The 19,317-nt window shown below is 61.5% G+C and carries 17 protein-coding genes; 11 read left to right on the top strand and 6 right to left on the bottom strand.

From position 1 onward, the window contains the following. Positions 1 to 18: 18 nt before the first annotated feature. The 7 genes from ACWNZ1_RS03005 to ACWNZ1_RS02975 all read left to right on the top strand — a co-directional run bounded on the left by ACWNZ1_RS03005 (position 19) and on the right by ACWNZ1_RS02975 (position 6,714). Positions 19 to 1,044: an ABC transporter ATP-binding protein gene (locus ACWNZ1_RS03005; RefSeq protein WP_135844600.1), complete on the top strand. Its 1,026-nt coding sequence runs from the start codon at positions 19 to 21 to the stop codon at positions 1,042 to 1,044. Then, on the top strand, positions 1,041 to 1,910 hold the full coding sequence (locus tag ACWNZ1_RS03000) for an ABC transporter permease (RefSeq protein ID WP_135844599.1): 870 nt from the start codon (positions 1,041 to 1,043) through the stop codon (positions 1,908 to 1,910). Before ACWNZ1_RS03005 ends, ACWNZ1_RS03000 begins: the two co-directional genes overlap by 4 nt. A 6-nt stretch (positions 1,911 to 1,916) precedes the next feature. After that, complete coding sequence (locus ACWNZ1_RS02995; protein WP_135844598.1) at positions 1,917 to 2,711, top strand: ABC transporter permease; 795 nt, start codon at positions 1,917 to 1,919, stop codon at positions 2,709 to 2,711. A 7-nt stretch (positions 2,712 to 2,718) separates the two neighbouring features. After that, positions 2,719 to 3,009 carry a (2Fe-2S)-binding protein gene (locus tag ACWNZ1_RS02990; protein WP_135844597.1) on the top strand — a complete coding sequence of 97 codons (291 nt, stop codon included), beginning with the start codon at positions 2,719 to 2,721 and terminating at the stop codon, positions 3,007 to 3,009. A gap of 157 nt (positions 3,010 to 3,166) precedes the next feature. Beyond that, on the top strand, positions 3,167 to 4,522 hold the full coding sequence (locus tag ACWNZ1_RS02985) for an FAD/NAD(P)-dependent oxidoreductase (protein WP_135844596.1): 1,356 nt from the start codon (positions 3,167 to 3,169) through the stop codon (positions 4,520 to 4,522). Next, on the top strand, positions 4,519 to 5,634 hold the full coding sequence (locus ACWNZ1_RS02980; RefSeq protein WP_256452500.1) for an NAD(P)/FAD-dependent oxidoreductase: 1,116 nt from the start codon (positions 4,519 to 4,521) through the stop codon (positions 5,632 to 5,634). The genes ACWNZ1_RS02985 and ACWNZ1_RS02980 overlap by 4 nt, the downstream gene beginning before the upstream one ends. Before the next feature lie 18 nt (positions 5,635 to 5,652). Next, positions 5,653 to 6,714, top strand: a complete 1,062-nt coding sequence (locus tag ACWNZ1_RS02975) for an ABC transporter substrate-binding protein (RefSeq protein WP_135844594.1) — start codon at positions 5,653 to 5,655, stop codon at positions 6,712 to 6,714. Positions 6,715 to 6,868: 154 nt separating this feature from the next. Here ACWNZ1_RS02975 and ACWNZ1_RS02970 read toward each other — a convergent pair whose 3' ends face one another. Next, a complete protein-coding gene (locus ACWNZ1_RS02970; RefSeq protein WP_135844592.1) occupies positions 6,869 to 7,573 on the bottom strand; it encodes a YebC/PmpR family DNA-binding transcriptional regulator in 705 nt (234 codons plus the stop codon). A 220-nt stretch (positions 7,574 to 7,793) separates the two neighbouring features. Here ACWNZ1_RS02970 and ACWNZ1_RS02965 point away from each other — a divergent pair, with 220 nt between their 5' ends. Both ACWNZ1_RS02965 and ACWNZ1_RS02960 read left to right on the top strand, forming a co-directional pair. Then, on the top strand, positions 7,794 to 9,200 hold the full coding sequence (locus ACWNZ1_RS02965) for a type VI secretion system Vgr family protein (RefSeq protein ID WP_456027337.1): 1,407 nt from the start codon (positions 7,794 to 7,796) through the stop codon (positions 9,198 to 9,200). A 148-nt stretch (positions 9,201 to 9,348) separates the two neighbouring features. Then, positions 9,349 to 9,897, top strand: coding sequence for a cytochrome b (locus tag ACWNZ1_RS02960; protein WP_256452498.1), 549 nt, complete (start codon positions 9,349 to 9,351; stop codon positions 9,895 to 9,897). A 7-nt stretch (positions 9,898 to 9,904) separates the two neighbouring features. Here the strand turns inward: ACWNZ1_RS02960 and ACWNZ1_RS02955 are convergent, their stop codons facing one another. Then, on the bottom strand, positions 9,905 to 10,813 hold the full coding sequence (locus tag ACWNZ1_RS02955; RefSeq protein ID WP_456027336.1) for a 1-aminocyclopropane-1-carboxylate deaminase/D-cysteine desulfhydrase: 909 nt from the start codon (positions 10,811 to 10,813) through the stop codon (positions 9,905 to 9,907). A 223-nt stretch (positions 10,814 to 11,036) separates the two neighbouring features. Then, positions 11,037 to 13,076 carry an oxidoreductase gene (locus ACWNZ1_RS02950; RefSeq protein WP_265072865.1) on the bottom strand — a complete coding sequence of 680 codons (2,040 nt, stop codon included), beginning with the start codon at positions 13,074 to 13,076 and terminating at the stop codon, positions 11,037 to 11,039. A gap of 207 nt (positions 13,077 to 13,283) precedes the next feature. Here ACWNZ1_RS02950 and ACWNZ1_RS02945 point away from each other — a divergent pair, with 207 nt between their 5' ends. Beyond that, on the top strand, positions 13,284 to 14,414 hold the full coding sequence (locus ACWNZ1_RS02945) for a carbon-nitrogen hydrolase family protein (protein WP_135844587.1): 1,131 nt from the start codon (positions 13,284 to 13,286) through the stop codon (positions 14,412 to 14,414). Positions 14,415 to 14,416: 2 nt separating this feature from the next. Further along, complete coding sequence (locus tag ACWNZ1_RS02940) at positions 14,417 to 15,454, top strand: AraC family transcriptional regulator (RefSeq protein WP_135844586.1); 1,038 nt, start codon at positions 14,417 to 14,419, stop codon at positions 15,452 to 15,454. A 299-nt stretch (positions 15,455 to 15,753) separates the two neighbouring features. On the opposite strand, the gene ACWNZ1_RS02935 is transcribed toward ACWNZ1_RS02940, so the two are convergent. The 3 genes from ACWNZ1_RS02935 to ACWNZ1_RS02925 all read right to left on the bottom strand — a co-directional run bounded on the left by ACWNZ1_RS02935 (position 15,754) and on the right by ACWNZ1_RS02925 (position 19,180). Then, positions 15,754 to 16,587, bottom strand: coding sequence for a DUF2242 domain-containing protein (locus ACWNZ1_RS02935; RefSeq protein ID WP_456027335.1), 834 nt, complete (start codon positions 16,585 to 16,587; stop codon positions 15,754 to 15,756). A gap of 224 nt (positions 16,588 to 16,811) precedes the next feature. Further along, positions 16,812 to 18,683, bottom strand: coding sequence for a SurA N-terminal domain-containing protein (locus tag ACWNZ1_RS02930; protein ID WP_135844584.1), 1,872 nt, complete (start codon positions 18,681 to 18,683; stop codon positions 16,812 to 16,814). Between the two features lie 224 nt (positions 18,684 to 18,907). Then, positions 18,908 to 19,180, bottom strand: a complete 273-nt coding sequence (locus ACWNZ1_RS02925; protein WP_003183171.1) for an HU family DNA-binding protein — start codon at positions 19,178 to 19,180, stop codon at positions 18,908 to 18,910. Between the last annotated feature and the right edge of the window lie 137 nt (positions 19,181 to 19,317).

Genomic DNA, 19,317 nt, shown 5'->3' with positions numbered 1-19,317 from the left:
CCAAGGTGGAGCGCAGCTATGGCTTTTGTGCGACTTGAAGGACTTGGCAAACGTTACGGCGACATCGACGCGGTGGTCGCCACCAACCTGTCCGTGGAGAAAGGCGAGTTTGTCTCGCTGCTGGGCCCCTCCGGCTGCGGTAAAACCACCACCTTGCAGATGATCGCCGGCTTCGTCGAAGTCAGCAGCGGGCGCATTCTTTTGGACGGTCGCGACATCACCCACGCCAAGCCCGCCAGCCGGGGCCTGGGCGTGGTATTCCAGAGTTACGCGCTGTTCCCCCACATGACCGTCAAGGACAACGTCGCCTTCGGCCTGCGCATGCGCAAAGTGGCCAACGCCGAGTTGCAACAACGGGTTGATCGGGTGCTGAAGCTGGTACGCCTGGACCCACACGCCGAACGCTACCCACGAGAGCTCTCGGGCGGCCAGCGCCAACGTGTGGCACTGGCCCGGGCGCTGGTGATCGAGCCGCCAGTGCTGCTGCTCGACGAACCGCTGTCCAACCTCGACGCCAACTTGCGCGAAGAGATGCAATACGAAATCCGCCGTATCCAGCGCGAAGTCGGGATCACCACGTTGATGGTCACCCACGACCAGTCCGAGGCGCTGTCCATCAGTGACCGGGTCGTAGTGATGCAGGCCGGGCGCATCACACAGATCGACGCGCCATACACCCTTTACGAACACCCGCGCACTGAGTTCATTTCCGGCTTCGTCGGCAAAGCCAATCTGCTGCCCGGTGAGCGTGACAGCGCAGGCGTCGTTCAAGTCTGCAAGCAGGACAAGGGCGACCTGATCCTGAGCCTGCGCCCGGAAAAAATCGACCTGTGCGCCGCCGGTGCAGGCCGACTGCAAGGCACCCTCATCAGCCGCTTCTTTCTCGGCAGCCAATGGTTGTACGGCGTCTCGACCGTCCTGGGCGAACTCTGCGTGGTGCGCCGCAACGACGGCTCAGCGCCCATGACCGAAGGCACCGTCGTCGGCTTGGACTGGGACCCGGCGCTGCTGCGGGTGCTGAGCGTCGATGAGGTGCCGGCATGAAGCTGATCGAGGCAATGCGTCGGGGTCGGCAAGGCTACCTGATGTCCGCGCCGGCCCTGGCCTTGTACCTGGGCCTGCTGGTCATCCCCCTGGGCCTGACGCTGGTGCTGTCGTTCAACGTCTTTGACTACAGTTCGGGCATCAACGGCGACGCCTATACCTTCGAGCATTACGCCAGCCTGCTGGGTGATCCGTACTTCTACGAGATCTTTCTACGCACGCTCTGGATCAGCGGCCTGACCACGCTGTTGTGTGTGCTGATCGGCGTACCGGAAGCTTACGTCCTCAGCCGCATGAGGGCGCCGTGGCGCTCGATTTTCCTGATCCTGATTCTTACGCCGCTGCTGATTTCGGTGGTGGTGCGGGCCTTCGGCTGGAGCCTGTTGCTCGGCGCCGACGGCTTGGTCAATCAGACCTTGCAAGCCTTCGGCGGCTCACCGATGAAGTTGTTGTATACGCCGTTCGCCGTGGTCATCGCCCTGGTTCACGTGATGTTGCCGTTCATGATCATTCCGGTCTGGACCTCGCTGCAGAAACTCGACCCAGCCGCCGAACAGGCCGCGCTGTCGCTGGGCGCGAGCCAGTTCACGGTAATCCGCAAAGTCGTGCTGCCGCAGATCATGCCCGGCGTGCTGTCGGGCACCTTGATCGTGTTCGGCCTCGCCGCCAGCTCCTTCGCGATTCCCGGCCTGCTCGGTGGGCGCCGTTTGAAAATGGTCGCCACGCTGATCTACGACCAATACCTGTCGGAACTCAACTGGCCCATGGGCGCGGCCATTGCCGTCGCGCTACTGCTGCTCAACCTGCTGATCATGCTGTCGTGGAACCGGATGATCGAAGGCCGCTACAAGAAGTCATTGGGGTAATTCGTCATGTCCAGGAACGGTCCTTTCGCCCTGTTGTTTCATACCCTGGTGGTGGTGTTCATGCTGGCGCCGCTGGTGGTGGTCTGCCTCGTCGCCTTCACCCCGGAAAACACCCTGAGCCTGCCGACTACGGAATTTTCCCTGCGCTGGTTCCGCGCCGTGTTCGAGCGCGCGGATTTTGTCGATGCGTTCTACAACAGCCTGATCCTGGCGTTCTGCGCAGCCTCGTTGGCGACGTTGATTGCGGTGCCGGCGGCTTTGGCGATCACTCGGCTCGAGTTTCCGGGCAGGGACTTTTTCAACGGTCTGTTCCTGTCGCCGATCATCATTCCGCACCTGGTGCTGGGGGTCGCATTGCTACGCCTGTTTGCGCTGATGGGGGTGAACGGCAGCTTTGCCTGGCTGATCTTCGCCCACGTGCTGGTGATCACCCCGTATGTGCTGCGCCTGGTGCTCGCATCGGCCATCGGCCTGGACCGCAGCGCCGAACAGGCCGCGCAGTCGCTGGGGGCCGGACGCTTCACGCTGTTTCGGCAAATCACCTTGCCGATGATTCTGCCGGGGGTGGCCGGGGGCTGGTTGCTGGCGTTCATCAACAGCTTCGATGAAGTCACGCTGTCGATCTTCGTCACCTCACCGGCCACGCAAACCCTGCCGGTGCGCATGTATGTCTACGCCACCGAATCCATCGACCCGATGATGGCGGCGGTGTCGGCATTGGTCATCGGGCTGACCGCGCTGACCATGATTCTGCTCGACCGGGTCTATGGCCTGGATCGGGTCCTGGTAGGCAAACAATGAGGGCGCCATGGCTCTGCTGAAACGACTGGCCGAAGGCGACCGCCCGGCCCTGGACTTTACCCTCGACGGCGTACCCGCCCGCGGCCTGCTGGGTGACACGTTGCTGACTGCCGTGCTGACCAACAGCGAACACCTGCGCGGCAGCGACTTCAGCGCCGAACCCCGGGCCGGTTTCTGCCTGATGGGCGCCTGCCAGGACTGTTGGGTCCGCCTGGGCGACGGCCGCCGCGTACGCGCCTGCTCGACCCTGCTCGAAGCCGGGCTGCACATCAGCCGCGAACCGGGGCGCCAGCTATGAATAATGCCAACCTCATCGCGAGCAAGCCCGCTCCCACAGGAGACTTGTGCCGCCCACAAAACCCATGCCCACCACAGCCCCCCTGTGGGAGCGGGCTTGCTCGCGAAGGCGTCTTTAAAAACGCCACCAACCCCACAGCACCGCCAACGAGGTGGCCATGAAACCCATAGCCATCATCGGCGCCGGCCCGGCCGGTATCCGTGCCGCACAGACGCTGGTTGCCCATGGCGTATACCCCATCCTGCTGGACGAAGCCGCCCACGGTGGCGGGCAGATCTATCGGCGGCAACCGGCCAATTTCAAGCGCTCACCAGCCAAGCTGTATGGCTTCGAAGCGCACAAGGCCAACGCCATCCACCAGACCCTCGACGAACTGCGCGAACAGCTCGATTACCGTCCCGACACCCTGGTGTGGAACGCCGAGGCCGGCCTGCTGGACACCTTGCATGAAGGCCGCGCTGACCGCCTGGAGTACACCAGTGTGATCGTCGCCACGGGCGCCACCGACCGGATCCTGCCGGTACCAGGTTGGACCCTGCCAGGGGTGTACAGCCTGGGCGCGGCGCAGATCGCCTTGAAATTCCAGGGTTGCGCCATCGGTGAGCGAGTGGTGTTCGCCGGCAGCGGCCCATTGCTTTATCTGGTGGCGTATCAATACGCCAAGGCCGGTGCCAACGTGGTCGCAGTGCTCGACAGTTCGCCCTTCAGCGCCCAGGCTCGTGCCCTGCCCGGCCTGCTGGCGCAACCGGCCACCCTCGCCAAGGGCCTCTATTACCGCGCCTGGCTGAGCGCCCATGGCATCGCCGTACATCAAGGCGCGAGCCTGTCGTGTATCGAAGGTGAGCGCCGGGTGCAGTCACTGAAATGGCGCAACGCAAAAGGCGAGCAATCCCTTGAGTGCGACGCACTGGCCTTCGCCCACGGTTTGCGCAGCGAAACCCAATTGGCCGACCTGCTGGGCTGCGAATTCGCCTGGAACCCGCTCAATCGCGCCTGGTTGCCGAAACGAGATAGCGCCGGTCGCAGCAACGTGCCCGGGGTTTACCTGGCGGGCGACGGTGCAGGGATCATGGGCGCCGATGCCGCTGAAGTGGCCGGCGAACGGGCGGCCCTGGCCCTGCTCGAGGACATCGGTTATCTGATCGACCCGCAGCATTGCGCTCAGTTGGAACAAGCCCTCGAACGCATCGGCCATTTCCGCCTGGGCCTGGAGCGCGCATTTGCCTTTCCCGAAAACTGGGCCGCCGATGCCGCTGACCACCTGATGATTTGCCGCTGCGAAGAAGTCAGCGCCGGCGACATCCGCCAAGTGGTGGGCGAAGGCCACTGGGAGATCAACCGGGTCAAGGCCCATTGCCGGGTCGGCATGGGGCGTTGCCAGGGTCGGATGTGCGGCGCCGCCGCAGCGGAAATCATCGCCTGGGAAAGCGGACGCCCTGTCTCCAGCATTGGCCGCTTGCGGGCCCAGGCGCCGATCAAACCCGTGCCGTTCGGCCTGGAGGTCGAACCATGATCGAAGTGGATGTGGTGATCATTGGCGGCGGTATCGTCGGCGCCTCCGCCGCGCTGTTCCTGAGCCAGGCCGGACGAAGGGTGGCACTGCTGGAACGGGACTTTTGCGGCTCGCACTCCAGCGGCGTGAATTACGGCGGTGTGCGTCGACAGGGACGGCCATTGTCGCAACTGCCACTGTCGCAACGGGCCCATGACATCTGGGGCCAGTTGCCTCGGTTGATCGGCATCGACGGTGAGTACCAGCGCAGCGGTCATCTGAAACTGGCCCGCAGCGCTGAAGATCTGCGAGCGCTGCACGATTACGCCACCAGCAGCCAGGGCTTCGGCCTCGACTTGCAACTGCTCGATCGTGCGGAGCTGCGTGCCCGCTTTCCATGGGTCGGCGCGATCGCGGTCGGCGCGTCGCTGTGCCCGGATGACGGCCACGCCAATCCGCGCCTGGTGTCGCCGGCATTCGCCCAGGCAGCCCGCCGGCACGGCGCGCAGATCCACGAACAATGCGCGGTCAGCACTGTCGAGCACAACGGCCAGCGCTTTGCCGTACACAGCGAAACGGGCCTGGTGGTTCACGCCCCCTGGCTGCTGAACTGCGCCGGAGCCTGGGCGAGCCATTTCGCCGCGCAGTTTGGCGAAGCGGTGCCCATGCACGCCGGGCACCCGGCGATGCTGGTCACCGAGCCATTGCCCTGGGTGATGAACGCCAGCACCGGCGTGGAGGGCGGCGGTATCTATGCGCGCCAGGTCGCCCGTGGCAACTGCGTGCTGGGAGGCGGCCAAGGGTTTGCCCTGGACGATGCCCGGGCCCGTCCCGGCCAGAACGCGGTAATCGACATCCTGCGCCAGGCGGTCGAACTCTATCCGTTTTTGCAGGGCGCCCAGGCGATTCGCACCTGGAGCGGCACCGAAGGTTATCTGCCCGATCGCCAACCGGTGATCGGCCATAGCAGTACCCAAGCCGGCCTGTTGCATGCGTTCGGCTTTGCCGGCGCGGGCTTTCAGATCGGCCCTGCGGTGGGCCAGGCGCTCACCGAGATCATCTGCAACGGCGCCTCAACCACGCCGCTGGATGCGTTTTCCATCACCCGGTTCCACTCCATCTCCGTTGCTTGATAGAGGAAGGTCGCGCCAATGAATAACGTCAAACGCAGTGCACTGTTCGGTTTCTGCTCGCTGGGTTGCGCTTGCCTGGGCGCCCTGCTCCCGGTCACCCAGGCGTTGGCCGAGCCGACGCTTTACCTGGGCATGAACGGCGGCACCATGGAGCGGCTCTACGCCGACAAAGTCTTGCCGGCCTTCGAGAAAGCCAACAACGTCAAAGTGGTGATCGTGCCCGGCACCTCCGCCGACATCCTGGCCAAAGTCCAGGCCAGCAAAGGCAACCCGCAGATGCATGTGATGTTCCTCGATGACGGCATCATGTACCGCGCCATTGCCATGGGGCTGTGCGACAAACTCGCGGACAGCCCGCCCCTGGCGCAGATTCCGGCCAAGGGCCGTATCAAGGAGCAGGCGGTGGCGGTCAGCCTCGGGGTGACCGGACTGGCCTACAACACACGGCTGTTCACGGAAAAAGGCTGGAATACGCCGACGTCCTGGATGGACCTGGCCGACCCACGCTTCAAGGATAAAGTGGTGTTCCAGTCGATGGCCTCATCCACGTTTGGCTTGCACGGTTTCCTGATGTTCAACCGGATCCAGGGCGGCAGCGAGGCCGACGTCGAACCGGGCTTCAAGGCCTGGCCGAACACGATCGGACGCAACGTGCTGGAATACATCCCGAGTTCAGCGAAGATCTCCGAAATGCTGCAGACCGACGAGGCCGCGCTGTTCCCACTGACCCCCACCCAGGTGACCGCGCTGAAAATCAAGGGCATGCCGGTCGAGTACGCGCAGCCGAAGGAAGGCTCGGTGGTGCTCAACGTCGCCGAATGCGCCATCGCGCAAAATACCCAACCGGAACTGGCGCAAAAGCTCGCGGCGTTCCTGCTGACGCCTGAAGCCCAGGCCATTGCCCTGGAAGAAGGCGACCAGATCCCGTCCAACCCCAACACCCCGACCACTGACAAGACCCGTGGCCAGGTGGAGGCGATGAAGCGCTATCTGGAAACCGCCATCGCCGTGGATTGGGATCAGGTCAACGAACAGCGCCCAGCCTGGAACGCGCGCTGGAACCGCAGCATCGAGCGCTAGAGCGCTCGACTGTGGTGAGGGGAGAAACACTGGTGTGGGAGCAAGGCTTGCCCGCGATGAAGACAACGCGGTCGCTGAGAAAACGAGGCGCCTGCCTCGCGGGCAAGCCTTGCTCCCACAGAAAAACCTTCCTCGCCACAGGGAGTTGTGCTGCTTAACCCGCCAACCCGACAAACATATCCTGCACGTCATCATGGTTGTCGAGGCCTTCAAGGAAAGCTTCGACTTCAGCCATCTGCTCGTCGGTCAGGCCGCTGACCGGGTTTTTCGGCTGATAGCCCAGCTTGGCCGACAACACGGTGAAGCCCTGCTCAGGCAACCCCTTCTGCACCGCATCGAGGTCGGCAGGATCGGTGATGAACAACGTCGCGCCGTCTTCGCCCGGTTCGAAATCCTGGGCACCGGCCTCGATGGCGGCCATTTCCGGATCGGCGTCAGGGCTGTCCGGCGCGGCCTCGATCATGCCGACATGGTTGAAGTCCCAGGCGACCGAACCTGAAGCGCCCAGTTGGCCCTTGCGGAACGCCACACGAATCTCGGCAACGGTGCGGTTGATGTTGTCGGTCACGCATTCAACGATCAGCGGCACCTGATGCGGTGCGAAGCCTTCGTAGGTGACACGGTGGTATTGCACGGTTTCGCCGAGCTGGCCAGAGCCTTTCTTGATCGCACGTTCCAAGGTCTCGCGGGGCATCGAGGCCTTCTTCGCCTGCTCGACCACCAGGCGCAAGTGCGCGTTGGTAGCGGTGTCGGCGCCGTTGCGCGCGGCAATGGTGATTTCTTTCACCAGCTTGCCGAAAATCTTGCCCTTGGCGTTGGCAGCCGCTTCTTTGTGTTTAACCTTCCACTGTGCGCCCATTACTCACTCTCTTGTCTGACGCGCCGAGACATCTGCCGGCCGGCGCTGTGGCGCAAGTTTATACGGCCTAAACCGGCTGATCGACCAAAAAATTCAGCCCTTGCGAATCGACATTTTCACAGCGTGTTGTAGGGGTTTTCTGAAATAGCGATTCGCTAGCACCGTTTCACCTTGGGGTTTCGTACCCTCTGCGCTTCTCTCCCTGCAAGTAAGAGCGGTGATGCACAACGACACGGAAAGTCCCTTCAGCCTGACCCTCACGCAAAGCGACTTGCGCCTGCAAGTATTGCGGTTCAACGGTCGGGAAGCCCTCAACCAGCCGTACCGCTTTGATCTCGAATTGATCGGCCTGGCGCCACCGATGAACCCTGACACGCTACTGGGACAACCGGCCTTCCTGCGCCTGGACGGCGAATCGGGCATCCATGGGATTGTCCACAGCGTCTGCCTGAGCGCTCATACACCGCACCGCATCGGCTACCGTGTGGCGCTGGTTCCTTACCTCCAGCATCTGGAACAAGGCCCGCGGCGACGGATTTTCTATCGACTCAACGTTGTGCAAGTGTTGCAACGCCTGTTGCAGGACAACGCACTGCCCGCCCACAGCTACCGTTTCGAACTGCCCCACGGGCATTACCCATGCCGTCCCTTCTGCATCCAGTACGAGGAAAGTGATCTGGATCTGCTACAACGCTTATGCGAAGAAGAAGGTATCCATTATCACTTCGAACATGCCCACCAGGGCCATGTCCTGGTGTTCGCCGAAGACCCTAAAAGCTTCCCCGCGCGTCCGGTCGAACTGACACTACGCCAGGACGCTGGCCGGCAATCGGCCATCCAACGGCTGTATCAGCGTCACCGCTTAACGGCGCCGGGCCTGCCTGCCGGTTTCAGCGACCGGGCGATGAGCGAAGCCGGGAGCAGCGCCGCGAATCATCCCTTCAAAGGCGTCGACCACGAAACCCTGCGCGGCAATCCGGCGCTGGCTCATGATGACCAGGTCACTCGCCGAAGCCTTGAACGGTTGCGCTGTCGGCAACGGCAGATCCACGGCCACAGCACCCAACCGGCCCTGCGTAGCGGCCATATCGCGCAGATCGGCGAACACCCGGTTCCCACCTTCAACGACCAATGGCTGATCACCGAAGTCCAACATCGCGGGCGGCAGTTTTCGATCCTTGAAACCAATCTACCGCCCACTCCGCCGGCCCTGGACTATCGCAACCGATTCACAGCCATTGCGTGGTCCACCGTGTTCAGGCCGGCACTCAAACATCCCAAGCCCCGCATTCCCGGTTATCACCTCGCCCATGTGCTCGGCCCCGCTGGCCAGCCGGCCAGACCCGATGAGCGCGGCCACATCAGCGTCAGTCTGTGGACCCCGGATGACGAAGGCATCATGCTGCCCGTGTCGCGGCTGGCACAGCATGCCAGGCCCACCCTGATGGCCGGCAGTGAAGTGCTGGTGAGCTTTCTCGACGGCGACCCCGATCGACCCGTGCTGTGCCCGGGAATTGTCGACAGCGGTGGCGGGCAAGTCGTTGCGCCAGCGCAACCGGTGCCGCCCATCCCTGATGCAGGACTGCTACTCGACTGGCTGCTGAACCCACCGGACACGACACCCTGACCCGTCACCTTGTAGCGAGTGCACTTATCAGGACTTCGTGCTGGCAAAACTGATCTGGCTCAAGCAAACCCAGCGAAACCGGCTTACAGTAAAAAGCACACAACGCCGCTCAAGACGGCGCATTACCCTGATGCTGGAGAGCTGCGCAATGCCCTGGACTAACTCAGAAAGCCGCTACAGTACCGTCACCGTCACCTTGCATTGGCTAATGCTGATTCTGCTGGCCGTGGTTTATGCCTGCATCGAGTTCCGAGGAATTTTCCCCAAGGGCAGTGGCGGTCGGACCTTGATCAAGGAAGCGCATTTCATGCTCGGCCTGACGGTGTTTGTGCTGGTCTGGCTGCGCCTGTTCGCCCGCAGCATGGGTCAGGCACCGACGATTTTCCCGGCTTCGCCTGCGTGGCAGATCGTCCTTGCACGCCTGATGCACTGGGCGTTGTACCTGTTCATGATCGCCATGCCGCTACTGGGCTGGCTGATCACCAGTGCCGAAGGACATCAAGTCATGTTCTACGGTTTCGATTTGCCGCTGCTCATCGATCAGGACAAGGACTTTGCCAAACAGCTGGAAGGCTGGCATGTGCTGGGCGGCACCATCGGCTATTGGTTGATTGGCCTGCATGCCTTGGCGGGGCTCTATCACCACTACGTGGTGCGCGATAACACGCTGCTGCGGATGATGCCTAAACGCGGTTGACGGCGGGTTACGCAAACCCTCGGCGGCCTTGCAAGCCGCCGGTGTGAACGAAGATCAAGCGGGTACCTGGGGCAAACTGTCCGGCCTCGACCCGCGCCTTGAGCAACATCAACGCCTTGCCGGTGTACAACGGCTCCAGCTCGATTACGCCTGTGGTTTCGATGAAGGTGGTGAGTTCGGCGTCGACCCGAGCGAAACCGCCACGGCTGCCGTCGAACAACTCATAAAGCGGATGGGAAAGCCCCGCCTCCCCCACGATGCTTTCGATCTGCTGCGCCACGCCATAGTCCTGAGGCACCGCCAGCACACCGTAGACCGGGCGCTCTCCCGCTTCGGCCAGTACCAGCCCCGCCAACGACGTGCCGGTGCCGCAGGCCAACCACCAGCCGTGATAATCCGTCCACCCCAACGCTGACATTTGCTCACGGGCACTGGCCACCCAGGCCATGCAACCCCGGGCGCCGGGCAATCCTGAACCACCCTCGGGCACCGGATACAAATCTGGATAACGCACCCGCCAGGGCACCCAGAAATCCGCTGTGTGCCGCTCCCGGTATCCACCATAACCCAACCAGTGCAACGTCATACCGAACGCGTTGAGGTCGAGCACCGTTGGCGTTTCCTGGGGATGGCCACGCAGCAGCCCGACCGTGGGAAACCCGAAGCGCTTGCCCGCCGCGGCCAGCGCATGCAGATGATTGGAATAGGCCCCGCCCAGGCTCATGACGCCCTCGGCCCCCACCTCGTGGGCGGCGCGCAAATGATGAACCAGCTTGAACCACTTGTTACCGCTGATCAGCGGATCGATCCGATCCAGGCGCAACACCGCCACTTCAATGCCGGCACGGGCAAGCCAGTCCAGATGAAGGCGTTCGAGTCGGGGTTGGGGGTGCCAGTCGAGGGCGGGAAGAAGCATTGCAGCAGGCCGGTTGAAAATATGCCGGCATCTTAACAGCTCAGTTGCGATGACCTGGCAATGCAAAACCCTGTGGGAGCGGGCTTGCTCGCGAAGACGACGGCACATTCAACATTGATCCAAGCTGACTCGGCGCTTTCGCGAGCAAGCCCGCTCCCACATTGAATTTGTGGTGACCTTGGATTCCATGGTTGAAAACAAGGTCACCGCACAGGTTTATGCCTTACAACTGCGCCGCCAACCGCGAACCCTGGTTGATTGCCCGCTTGGCATCCAGCTCCGCCGCGACATCGGCACCGCCGATGAGGTGGATGTTCTGCCCCGCTGCCACCAGGCCTTCCTGCAACTCGCGCAGCGGATCCTGGCCAGCGCAGATCACGATATTGTCCACGGCCAGCACTTGCGGCTCGCCGGTTTCGCCGATGCGAATGTGCAGGCCTTCGTCGTCGATCTTCAGGTACTCGACGCTGTTGAGCATTTGCACCTGCTTGTTCTTCAAGCCCGTGCGGTGAATCCAGCCGGTGGTCTTGCCCAGGCCATCGCCGACCTTGGACGTCTTGCGCTGGAGCAGGAACACCTGGCGTGCCGGGGCATGGGGTTCGGCCTTGATTCCGGCCACGCCACCGCGCGCCTGGAGCTGAGTGTCGATCCCCCACTCCTTCCAGAACGCCTCACGGTCCTGACTGGTGGCGACGCCCTGGTGAACCAGGAATTCCGAGACATCAAAGCCAATACCGCCGGCCCCAATCACCGCGACGCTGCGACCCACCGGCTTGCGCTCCAGGATCACATCCAGGTAGCTCAACACCTTGGCATGCTCCACCCCGGGAATCGCCGGCACACGCGGCGCGATGCCGGTGGCGAGGATGATCTCGTCATAGCCGCCCGCCACCAGTTGCGCCACATCCACCCGAGTGTTGAGGCACAACTCGACATTCGTGGTCTGCAACTTGCGATTGAAGTAACGCAGGGTCTCAAAGAACTCTTCCTTGCCCGGCACACGCTTGGCAATGTTGAACTGGCCGCCAATCTCGCCGGCCGAATCGAACAGCGTCACCTGGTGACCGCGCTCGGCCGCCACGGTGGCGGCGGACAGCCCGGCGGGGCCAGCACCGACCACGGCGATTTTCTTCACCTGGGTCACCGGCAGGTAGTTGAGCTCGGTTTCATGGCACGCCCGTGGGTTCACCAGGCAACTGGTGAGTTTGCCGCCAAAGGTATGGTCGAGGCAGGCCTGGTTGCAGCCAATGCAGGTGTTGATTTCATCGCCACGACCCGCAGCGGCCTTGTTGACGAACTCCGGGTCCGCCAGGAACGGCCGCGCCATCGAGACCATGTCGGCGTCGCCTTCGGCGAGGATCTGCTCGGCCACTTCCGGGGTGTTGATACGGTTGGTGGTGATCAGCGGAATACTCACCGAGCCGCGCAGCTTGGCCGTGACTTTGCTGAACGCCGCCCGAGGAACCTTGGTGGCGATGGTGGGAATCCGCGCTTCATGCCAGCCGATACCGGTGTTGATAATCGTCGCGCCGGCCTGCTCGATGGCCTTGGCCAACTGGACGATCTCGTCCCAGGAGCTGCCGCCCTCCACCAGATCGAGCATCGACAGGCGAAAGATGATGATGAAATTCGGACCGACCGCCTCGCGCACCCGACGCACGATTTCCACTGGCAAGCGCATGCGGTTTTCGTAACTGCCGCCCCAACGGTCGGTCCGGTGGTTGGTGTGGGCCGCCAGGAACTGGTTAATGAAATAACCTTCCGACCCCATGATCTCGACACCGTCGTATTCAGCCATCTGGGCCAGTGTCGAACAGGTGACGAAATCGCTGATCTGTTTCTCGATACCCTCCTCGTCCAGCTCCTTGGGCTTGAACGGGTTGATTGGCGCCTGGATCGCGCTCGGCGCCACTTGCTTGGGACTATAGGCATAGCGCCCGGCGTGGAGGATCTGCATGCAGATCTTGCCACCGGCCTCGTGTACCGCGCGAGTCACGATCTGATGCTTGAGCGCCTCTTCTTCAGTGGTCAGCTTGGCGGCGCCGGAGTACACGCCGCCCTCGTCATTCGGCCCGATGCCGCCGGTGACCATCAGGCCCACGCCGCCCCGGGCCCGCTCGGCAAAATACGCCGCCATGCGTTCGAAGCCGCCGGGCTTTTCTTCAAGACCGGTGTGCATCGACCCCATCAGGGTACGGTTGCGCAACGTGGTAAAACCCAAGTCCAACGGAGCCAGCAGGTGCGGGTAATGGGAGGCGGTCATCGATAACTCCACAACGGGCAATCACGGAAAAATGCGGAAGCTCTGCGGCTTCCCTCTGTCATGCGTAACAGCCTAAGAGCCGGGATGCACTCACTCAATGACCGTAACTGACAACTTAATGATCCAAATGCGCAGCGCCCCTTGGCAACGCCCACTGTGGGCCCTACCCTAGTCAGTGAATCCGCACACGACCGCCGACTGTCCCCCATGCGCAAATTTCTGTACCTGCTGTTTTCACTGGCCTTGATTGCCGCCCTGATCACCTATGCACTGTGGACGGCGGACCGTCCGGCGGGTCATTACCTGTCAGACCTTCGCATCAACCTGGCGGTCGACCAGGGCACCCCCGCCGATCGAGGCAACCTGTTGGGCATCCAACCGGAATTATTTCCCACTGACTACCAAAGCCCCGCGCACCTGCGTCGCAAGCTGGCGGCCTATCTGCAGAACGCTCGCGACCAAGGCTTTATCAACGACAAAACCATCGTGGTCTTGCCCGAGCACATTGGTACCTGGCTGATGGTCAGCGGGGAAAAAGACGAGTTGTATCAGGCTGCCACGCTGAAGGACGCCATGAATTGGCTGGCGATCAGCAACCCGCTGGCGTTTATCCAGGCCCTGTTCAATGCTCAAGGCGACAACCGGCTGGACGATGCCTACCTACGCATGAAGGCCGACACCATGGCCCATGACTATCAGGCGCTGTTTGGCGGACTGGCGAAGGAATTCGGCGTGACCCTGGTGGCCGGCTCCATCGTGCTGCCCGAGCCCAGCGTCAGTAACGGTCAACTGAAGATTGGCCGCGGCGCGCTGTATAACAGCAGCCTGGTATTTGGCCGCGATGGGCAGCCGATCGGCCAACCCCAGCGCCAACAGCATCCGGTGTTTGAACAACGGGATGTGCTGGGCGCGGAGCACTCGAACACCACCCGCGTCATCGACACCCCCGCCGGGCGCCTGGGCGTGCTGATCGGCAGCGACAGCTGGTACCCAGTCCACTATCGGCAGCTCGACGAACAAGGCGTGCAACTGATCGCAGTGCCCGCCTTCGTCATCGGGCGCGACACGTGGGACAAACCTTGGAGCGGCTATAAAGGCCTGTCCACGCCGAGCGAAGTGAGCCTCAAACCCGGCGAGGTGAGTGAAGGCCAGGCCTGGCACCGCCTGACGCTGACCAGCCAATTGCCCATCAGCCGGGCCAGGGGCGGCGTCAGCGTCTTCCTGCGGGGCCAGTTCTGGGACAGCGGCAGTGCCGGGCAGAGCTTCATCAGCCACAGCGGCGAGCACTTCTCTGACGGAGAAGCCCGTGGCGCCCGCTTGCTGAACCTTTGGTTGTGAACATGAAACCGCAACCGATGCGCCTGGGGGACCTGTCCGTGGGCTTCGTCCATAGCCTGGCGGATGCGGTTGCCAGTCATGGACAGGACCCCCAGCCCTTGCTTGAACAATACGGCCTCGATGCCGCACGCCTGGCCCAACCCGGGGCTCGCCTGTCGATCCCACGCTACATGCGCCTGGGCCATGCGGCGATCCAACAGACCCAGGATCCGGCCCTGGGCCTGCGTATGGGTCAACTCAGCCGTTTGAGCCAGGCCGGGCTGGCGGGCGTCACTGCTGCCCAGGCGCCGACCGTACGCGAAGCCGCACGCTGCATGATCCGCTTCGAGCCTCTGTACGGTTCCAACTATCGTGGCCAATCGAGTTTTCATGAGGACGCCCGGGGAGCGTGGCTGCGGTTCTATTCCATCAGCCCATATAACGCCTACAACCGCTTCGTCGTGGACTCGATCATTGCCGGTTGGCTTGCGCAGCTATCGAGCGTGAGCGACATCGCGGTGCGGGCCGAACGCATAGAGATCGAATTCGAAGAACCGCCGTACGTGGAGGCCTACCGAACGCTCGGTGATTGCCCTATCCAGTTTGGCGCCCAGCAGAATCAACTGCGCCTGGGCCTGGACAGTCTCGCCCAGCGCAATCGGCAGCATTGCCCCAGTACCTGGCGGCATCTGGTTCAGTTGTGTGAACAGGAACTGGAGCAGCTGACCCGAACCCGCAGTCTACGCGAGCGCATCATCCAACTGCTGGGGCCGTTGCTCAATGGCGGCCGGGAACCCGACCTGGAAGAAGTGGCGGCACGCCTGAAGCTACCGACCTGGACCTTGCGCCGCAAACTGGCCGAGGAAGGCACGCAATTTCGCGCGATCCTCAACGACACCCGCCGCGACCTTGCCATGACCTACATCCGCGATACCGAACTGGCGTTCGGCGAAATCGCCTACCTGTTGGGCTTCGCCTCAGCCGAGGCGTTCCAACGTGCCTTCAAGCGCTGGAACGACCAGACGCCCGGAGAGTTTCGCCGCAGTCATAGAGTGATTTGAGCTTCAAACTTTCCACTAATAACGTGTAGCGTACGCTGCCCTTGCACTACAACTCCGTCGCATCCTCGGCGGGTTCCAGCGGGTCCAGTTCATACGCCTGGTATTCCAGCAGCTCTTCCTGATAATCATCCATTACGAGTCCTTCCCCTGTCGTTGAAACCGATGCCTGATGGCGTTGGAATCAGCATAAAGCTGCTTTATGAACAAAACATGAAGCAAAAGCTTCATGAATTAAACGTAGCACAGCGTCGGAAAATTACCGTATTAAGGTGTGGCAAGAGATTACCCCTCGCCGAACCTCAGGGGAGCGGCTGGATTGGCTCGGTCGGCGCCGGCAAAGTACTGGGCGGTGGCGCAGTGATGGTTTCCGTGGTTGGCGTTGGCTCTGACGGCTCAGGCGCAATCGGCGCTGGCTCGGCAGGCGGAGTGATCGGCTCCGACACCGCAGGCGCGGGTTCGACAGGTGGTGGCGCCGCTTGCGGCGCGGAAGATTCAGGTTCAGGTTCAGGTGCAGGAGCAGGCATCAGCGCCGCCGGTTCGACCTTGGTTTCCGGAACACCCAATTCATCTTTTGGTTTTTCGACGTTCTCAACGGCTTTTTTCGCTTCAGGCGGTAGGAACAATTCCACCAAAGCAAAGAAACGCTCATAGAACTTGGCCGCCGACACGGTTTCGCTGGCGACCTTGACCATCGAATCATCTGACGAGCCGATCGGCATCGACACCGAGCCCAGCACCCCCACACCCAGGCTGGCGGAGTTGTTGGTTTTCTTCAGGGCATAACGGTCCTGCAGGGCGTTGGCGAACATGGTCGCACGATGTCCGGTACCACCGTCTTCGGCACAGACCAGGTTGAAACTGATCTCCATGTGGGTTTCGCCGGTCTGCTGAAAGCTCTTGTGACCACTGACCAGTTTCGCATCGCTGCTGGTGATGATGTAGCCCTGACTGAGCAACGCCCGGCGCCCGGCTTCACAGGTCGCGGCATCACTCACTGGGTAAGTACGCGAAAATGTACCGGAATCATCGAAGTTTTCATGCTCGTAAATGGCAGCTTTCTTGGACGAGCAACCGGCTGCGGCGGCCAACGCCAAGGCAAGCCCGAGGGTGCGCATGTGAGGTGATCTGAACATTGAACATCCTGAGAAAAACAGTCCGGGGCGTATTGTGCAACAGAACGCGGCTCGGCAGCGTGAGTAATCACGACTTGAACGGGATACAAGTCTACTGGGGGTTGTTTGCAGGAAAAAGAAGCAATCTCGATGGATCGACGAACATTCCGCCATTGGCAATAAGCAGATACAAAAAGACCCCGGCTTTTCGGCCGGGGTCTTTGGTTAGCGAGCCATCATCGCATTCAGAAACGCTTGATGTCCGCCTGGCTCTCCAACTGCTTGCGATAAGCGGCGAAGTCCTGCTGGCCGATACGGGAAGCGAGATAGCGACGATACTGAGCCTTCTCTTCGTCGGTCGGTGCCGCCGCTTCGTTCACGCCGTTCAGACGCACGACCACCAGGCTGCCGTCTGGCAACGTCACGCTGGCGAACGTCGGCTTATCCTTCGACTCAGGCTTGGGCATGCGGAACAGTGCTTGCAGCACTGCCGGATCGATACCTTCCTGGTTACGGGTTGCCGCTTCGCTGACTTTCCAGCTTTGGCCGGCAACCGGCTTGTCCAGGGCAGTCTTGCCGTCACGCAGGCTGACGATCAACTCATCGGCCTGGGTCTTGGCTGCCGCGCTGGCGTGTTCCTTGGCCAATTGAGTGCGAATCGCCCCAGACACGCTTTCCAGCGACATTTGTTCAGGCTTGCGGTGTTCCTTGGCACGCAGCACCACGACAGTTTCCGGGTCCAGCTCGATGGCGGTGCTATTGGCACCCTCATCCAGCACTTCCGGGCTGAAGGCAGCGGTGACCACGGCACGGTTGGCCGCAACCCCTTCCCCGCCTTCACGCCCGAATGGTGCCGACGTGTGGACGGTCAGCTTCAGGTCCTGAGCCGGTTGCGCCAGGTCGGACGCTTCAAACGAGGCATCCTCCAGTTGCTTGGTCGCTTCCACGAAACGCTGCTCTACCTGTTGGGTCTTCAGCTCGCGGGTCAGCTTGTCCTTAAGACTGGCAAACGTGGGAACTTCAGGCGCTTCGACACCCAGCAGCTTGATCAGGTGCAAACCGAAATCGGTGCGCACCGGCGCCGATACCTGGTCCTTGTTCAAGGCATACAACGCCTTTTCGAATTCCGGATCGTAAACGCCTGGACCGGCATAACCGAGATCACCGCCGTTATTCGCCGAACCCGGGTCCTGGGAAAACTCCTTCGCCAGGGCTTCAAACGACTCACCCTTGGCCAGGCGGGCCTGGATTTCCTCGATCTTCGCCTTGGCCTGGGCTTCGGTGACCTTGTCGTTCACTTCGATCAGGATGTGCGCAGCCCGACGCTGTTCGGACAGGTTGGCGATTTCTTTCTGATAGGCCGCTTGCAGGTCTTCGTCCTTGACGCTGACCTGATCGAAGAACGAGGCTTTCTTCAGTTCGAGATAATCGATGACCACCTGATCAGGCGTCATGAATTCCTTGGCGTGTTTATCGTAGTAAGCCTTGACCTCGTCGTCGGTCAGCTTCACTGCCGACGGGTCGGCCTTGATGTTCAGGGTGGCGAAATCACGGGTCTGTTTTTCCAGGCGGGCGAATGCCAGCACCTGGGCATCCGTGACGAAACCGCTGCCAGCCAGACCGGCACGCAGCTGACCGATCAGCATTTCCTGGGCCAGCATCTGGCGGAATTGCATACGGTTGTAACCCAGTTGGCGGATCACCTGATCGAAACGCTCGGCGCTGAACTTGCCGTCGACCTGGAATTCAGGCGTTTGCAGGATCACTTGATCCAGCGCGGCTTCGGAAAAAGCGAATTTCGCGTCGTTTGCGCCCTGCAGCAGCAGCTTGCGATCGATCAGGCCCTTGAGCGCCGAATCACGCAGCATTTTTTCGTCCAGCAAAGAGGCGTCGAAATCCTTGCCCAACTGTTGCATGAGCTGACGGCGTTGCATATCGACCGCCTGGCTCAGCTCGTTCTGGCTGATTTTTTCGCCGTTGACCTTGGCCGCGTCATTGCTGTTGGTGGTGGCTTGAAAAATGGCATCGAAACCGGTCAACGCCATCAATGCGACGATGACCCCGATGATGGTTTTGGCAATCCAGCCTTGTGAATTGTCCCTGATATTCTGCAGCATGCGTCCCCCAGAAACGGTTGAACTTCAAAATTAGGCAACCGTGGAGCGTGGGTAGAATCCGGATAGAAGAAAGGCGCATCCGAGGATGCGCCTTCTCGTAACTGGCGGAGCGGACCGGGCTCGAACCCTCAAGCCCTGGCGTCACAGACCAGTAGCAACCGGTCCTATTACCGCTCCGCTGCCAAGCCAGGCATGACCCCGACCCGGATAAACTCAATGAAACCTTAGTTAACGGCTTCTTTCAGCGCTTTACCAGCTTTGAAACCCGGCTTTTTGGCAGCAGGGATTTCCAGCGTCTTGCCGGTCTGCGGGTTGCGACCGGTACGAGCTGGGCGGTCAGTCACGGAGAAGGTGCCGAAACCTACCAGAACAACGGAGTCGCCGGCCTTGAGAGCGCCAGTGACGGATTCGATTACAGCGTCCAGCGCACGGCCAGCAGCAGCTTTCGGGATATCAGCGGATGCAGCGATAGCATCAATCAGTTCCGACTTGTTCACTCTAAGTCCCCTTATATCTATTTGAGATGATTCTAAGTTTTTTTGGTGAAAGCAAAAACGAGTGCTGAATGGCCTACAGACACTTAAGAGCCGCTTTATAACAAGGGCTCTAAAAAACTGTCAAGGAAGCCCCCCAG

Source organism: Pseudomonas sp. CFBP 5748 (assembly GCF_053850495.1).
This window is presented reverse-complemented; position numbering and strand designations above follow the sequence as displayed.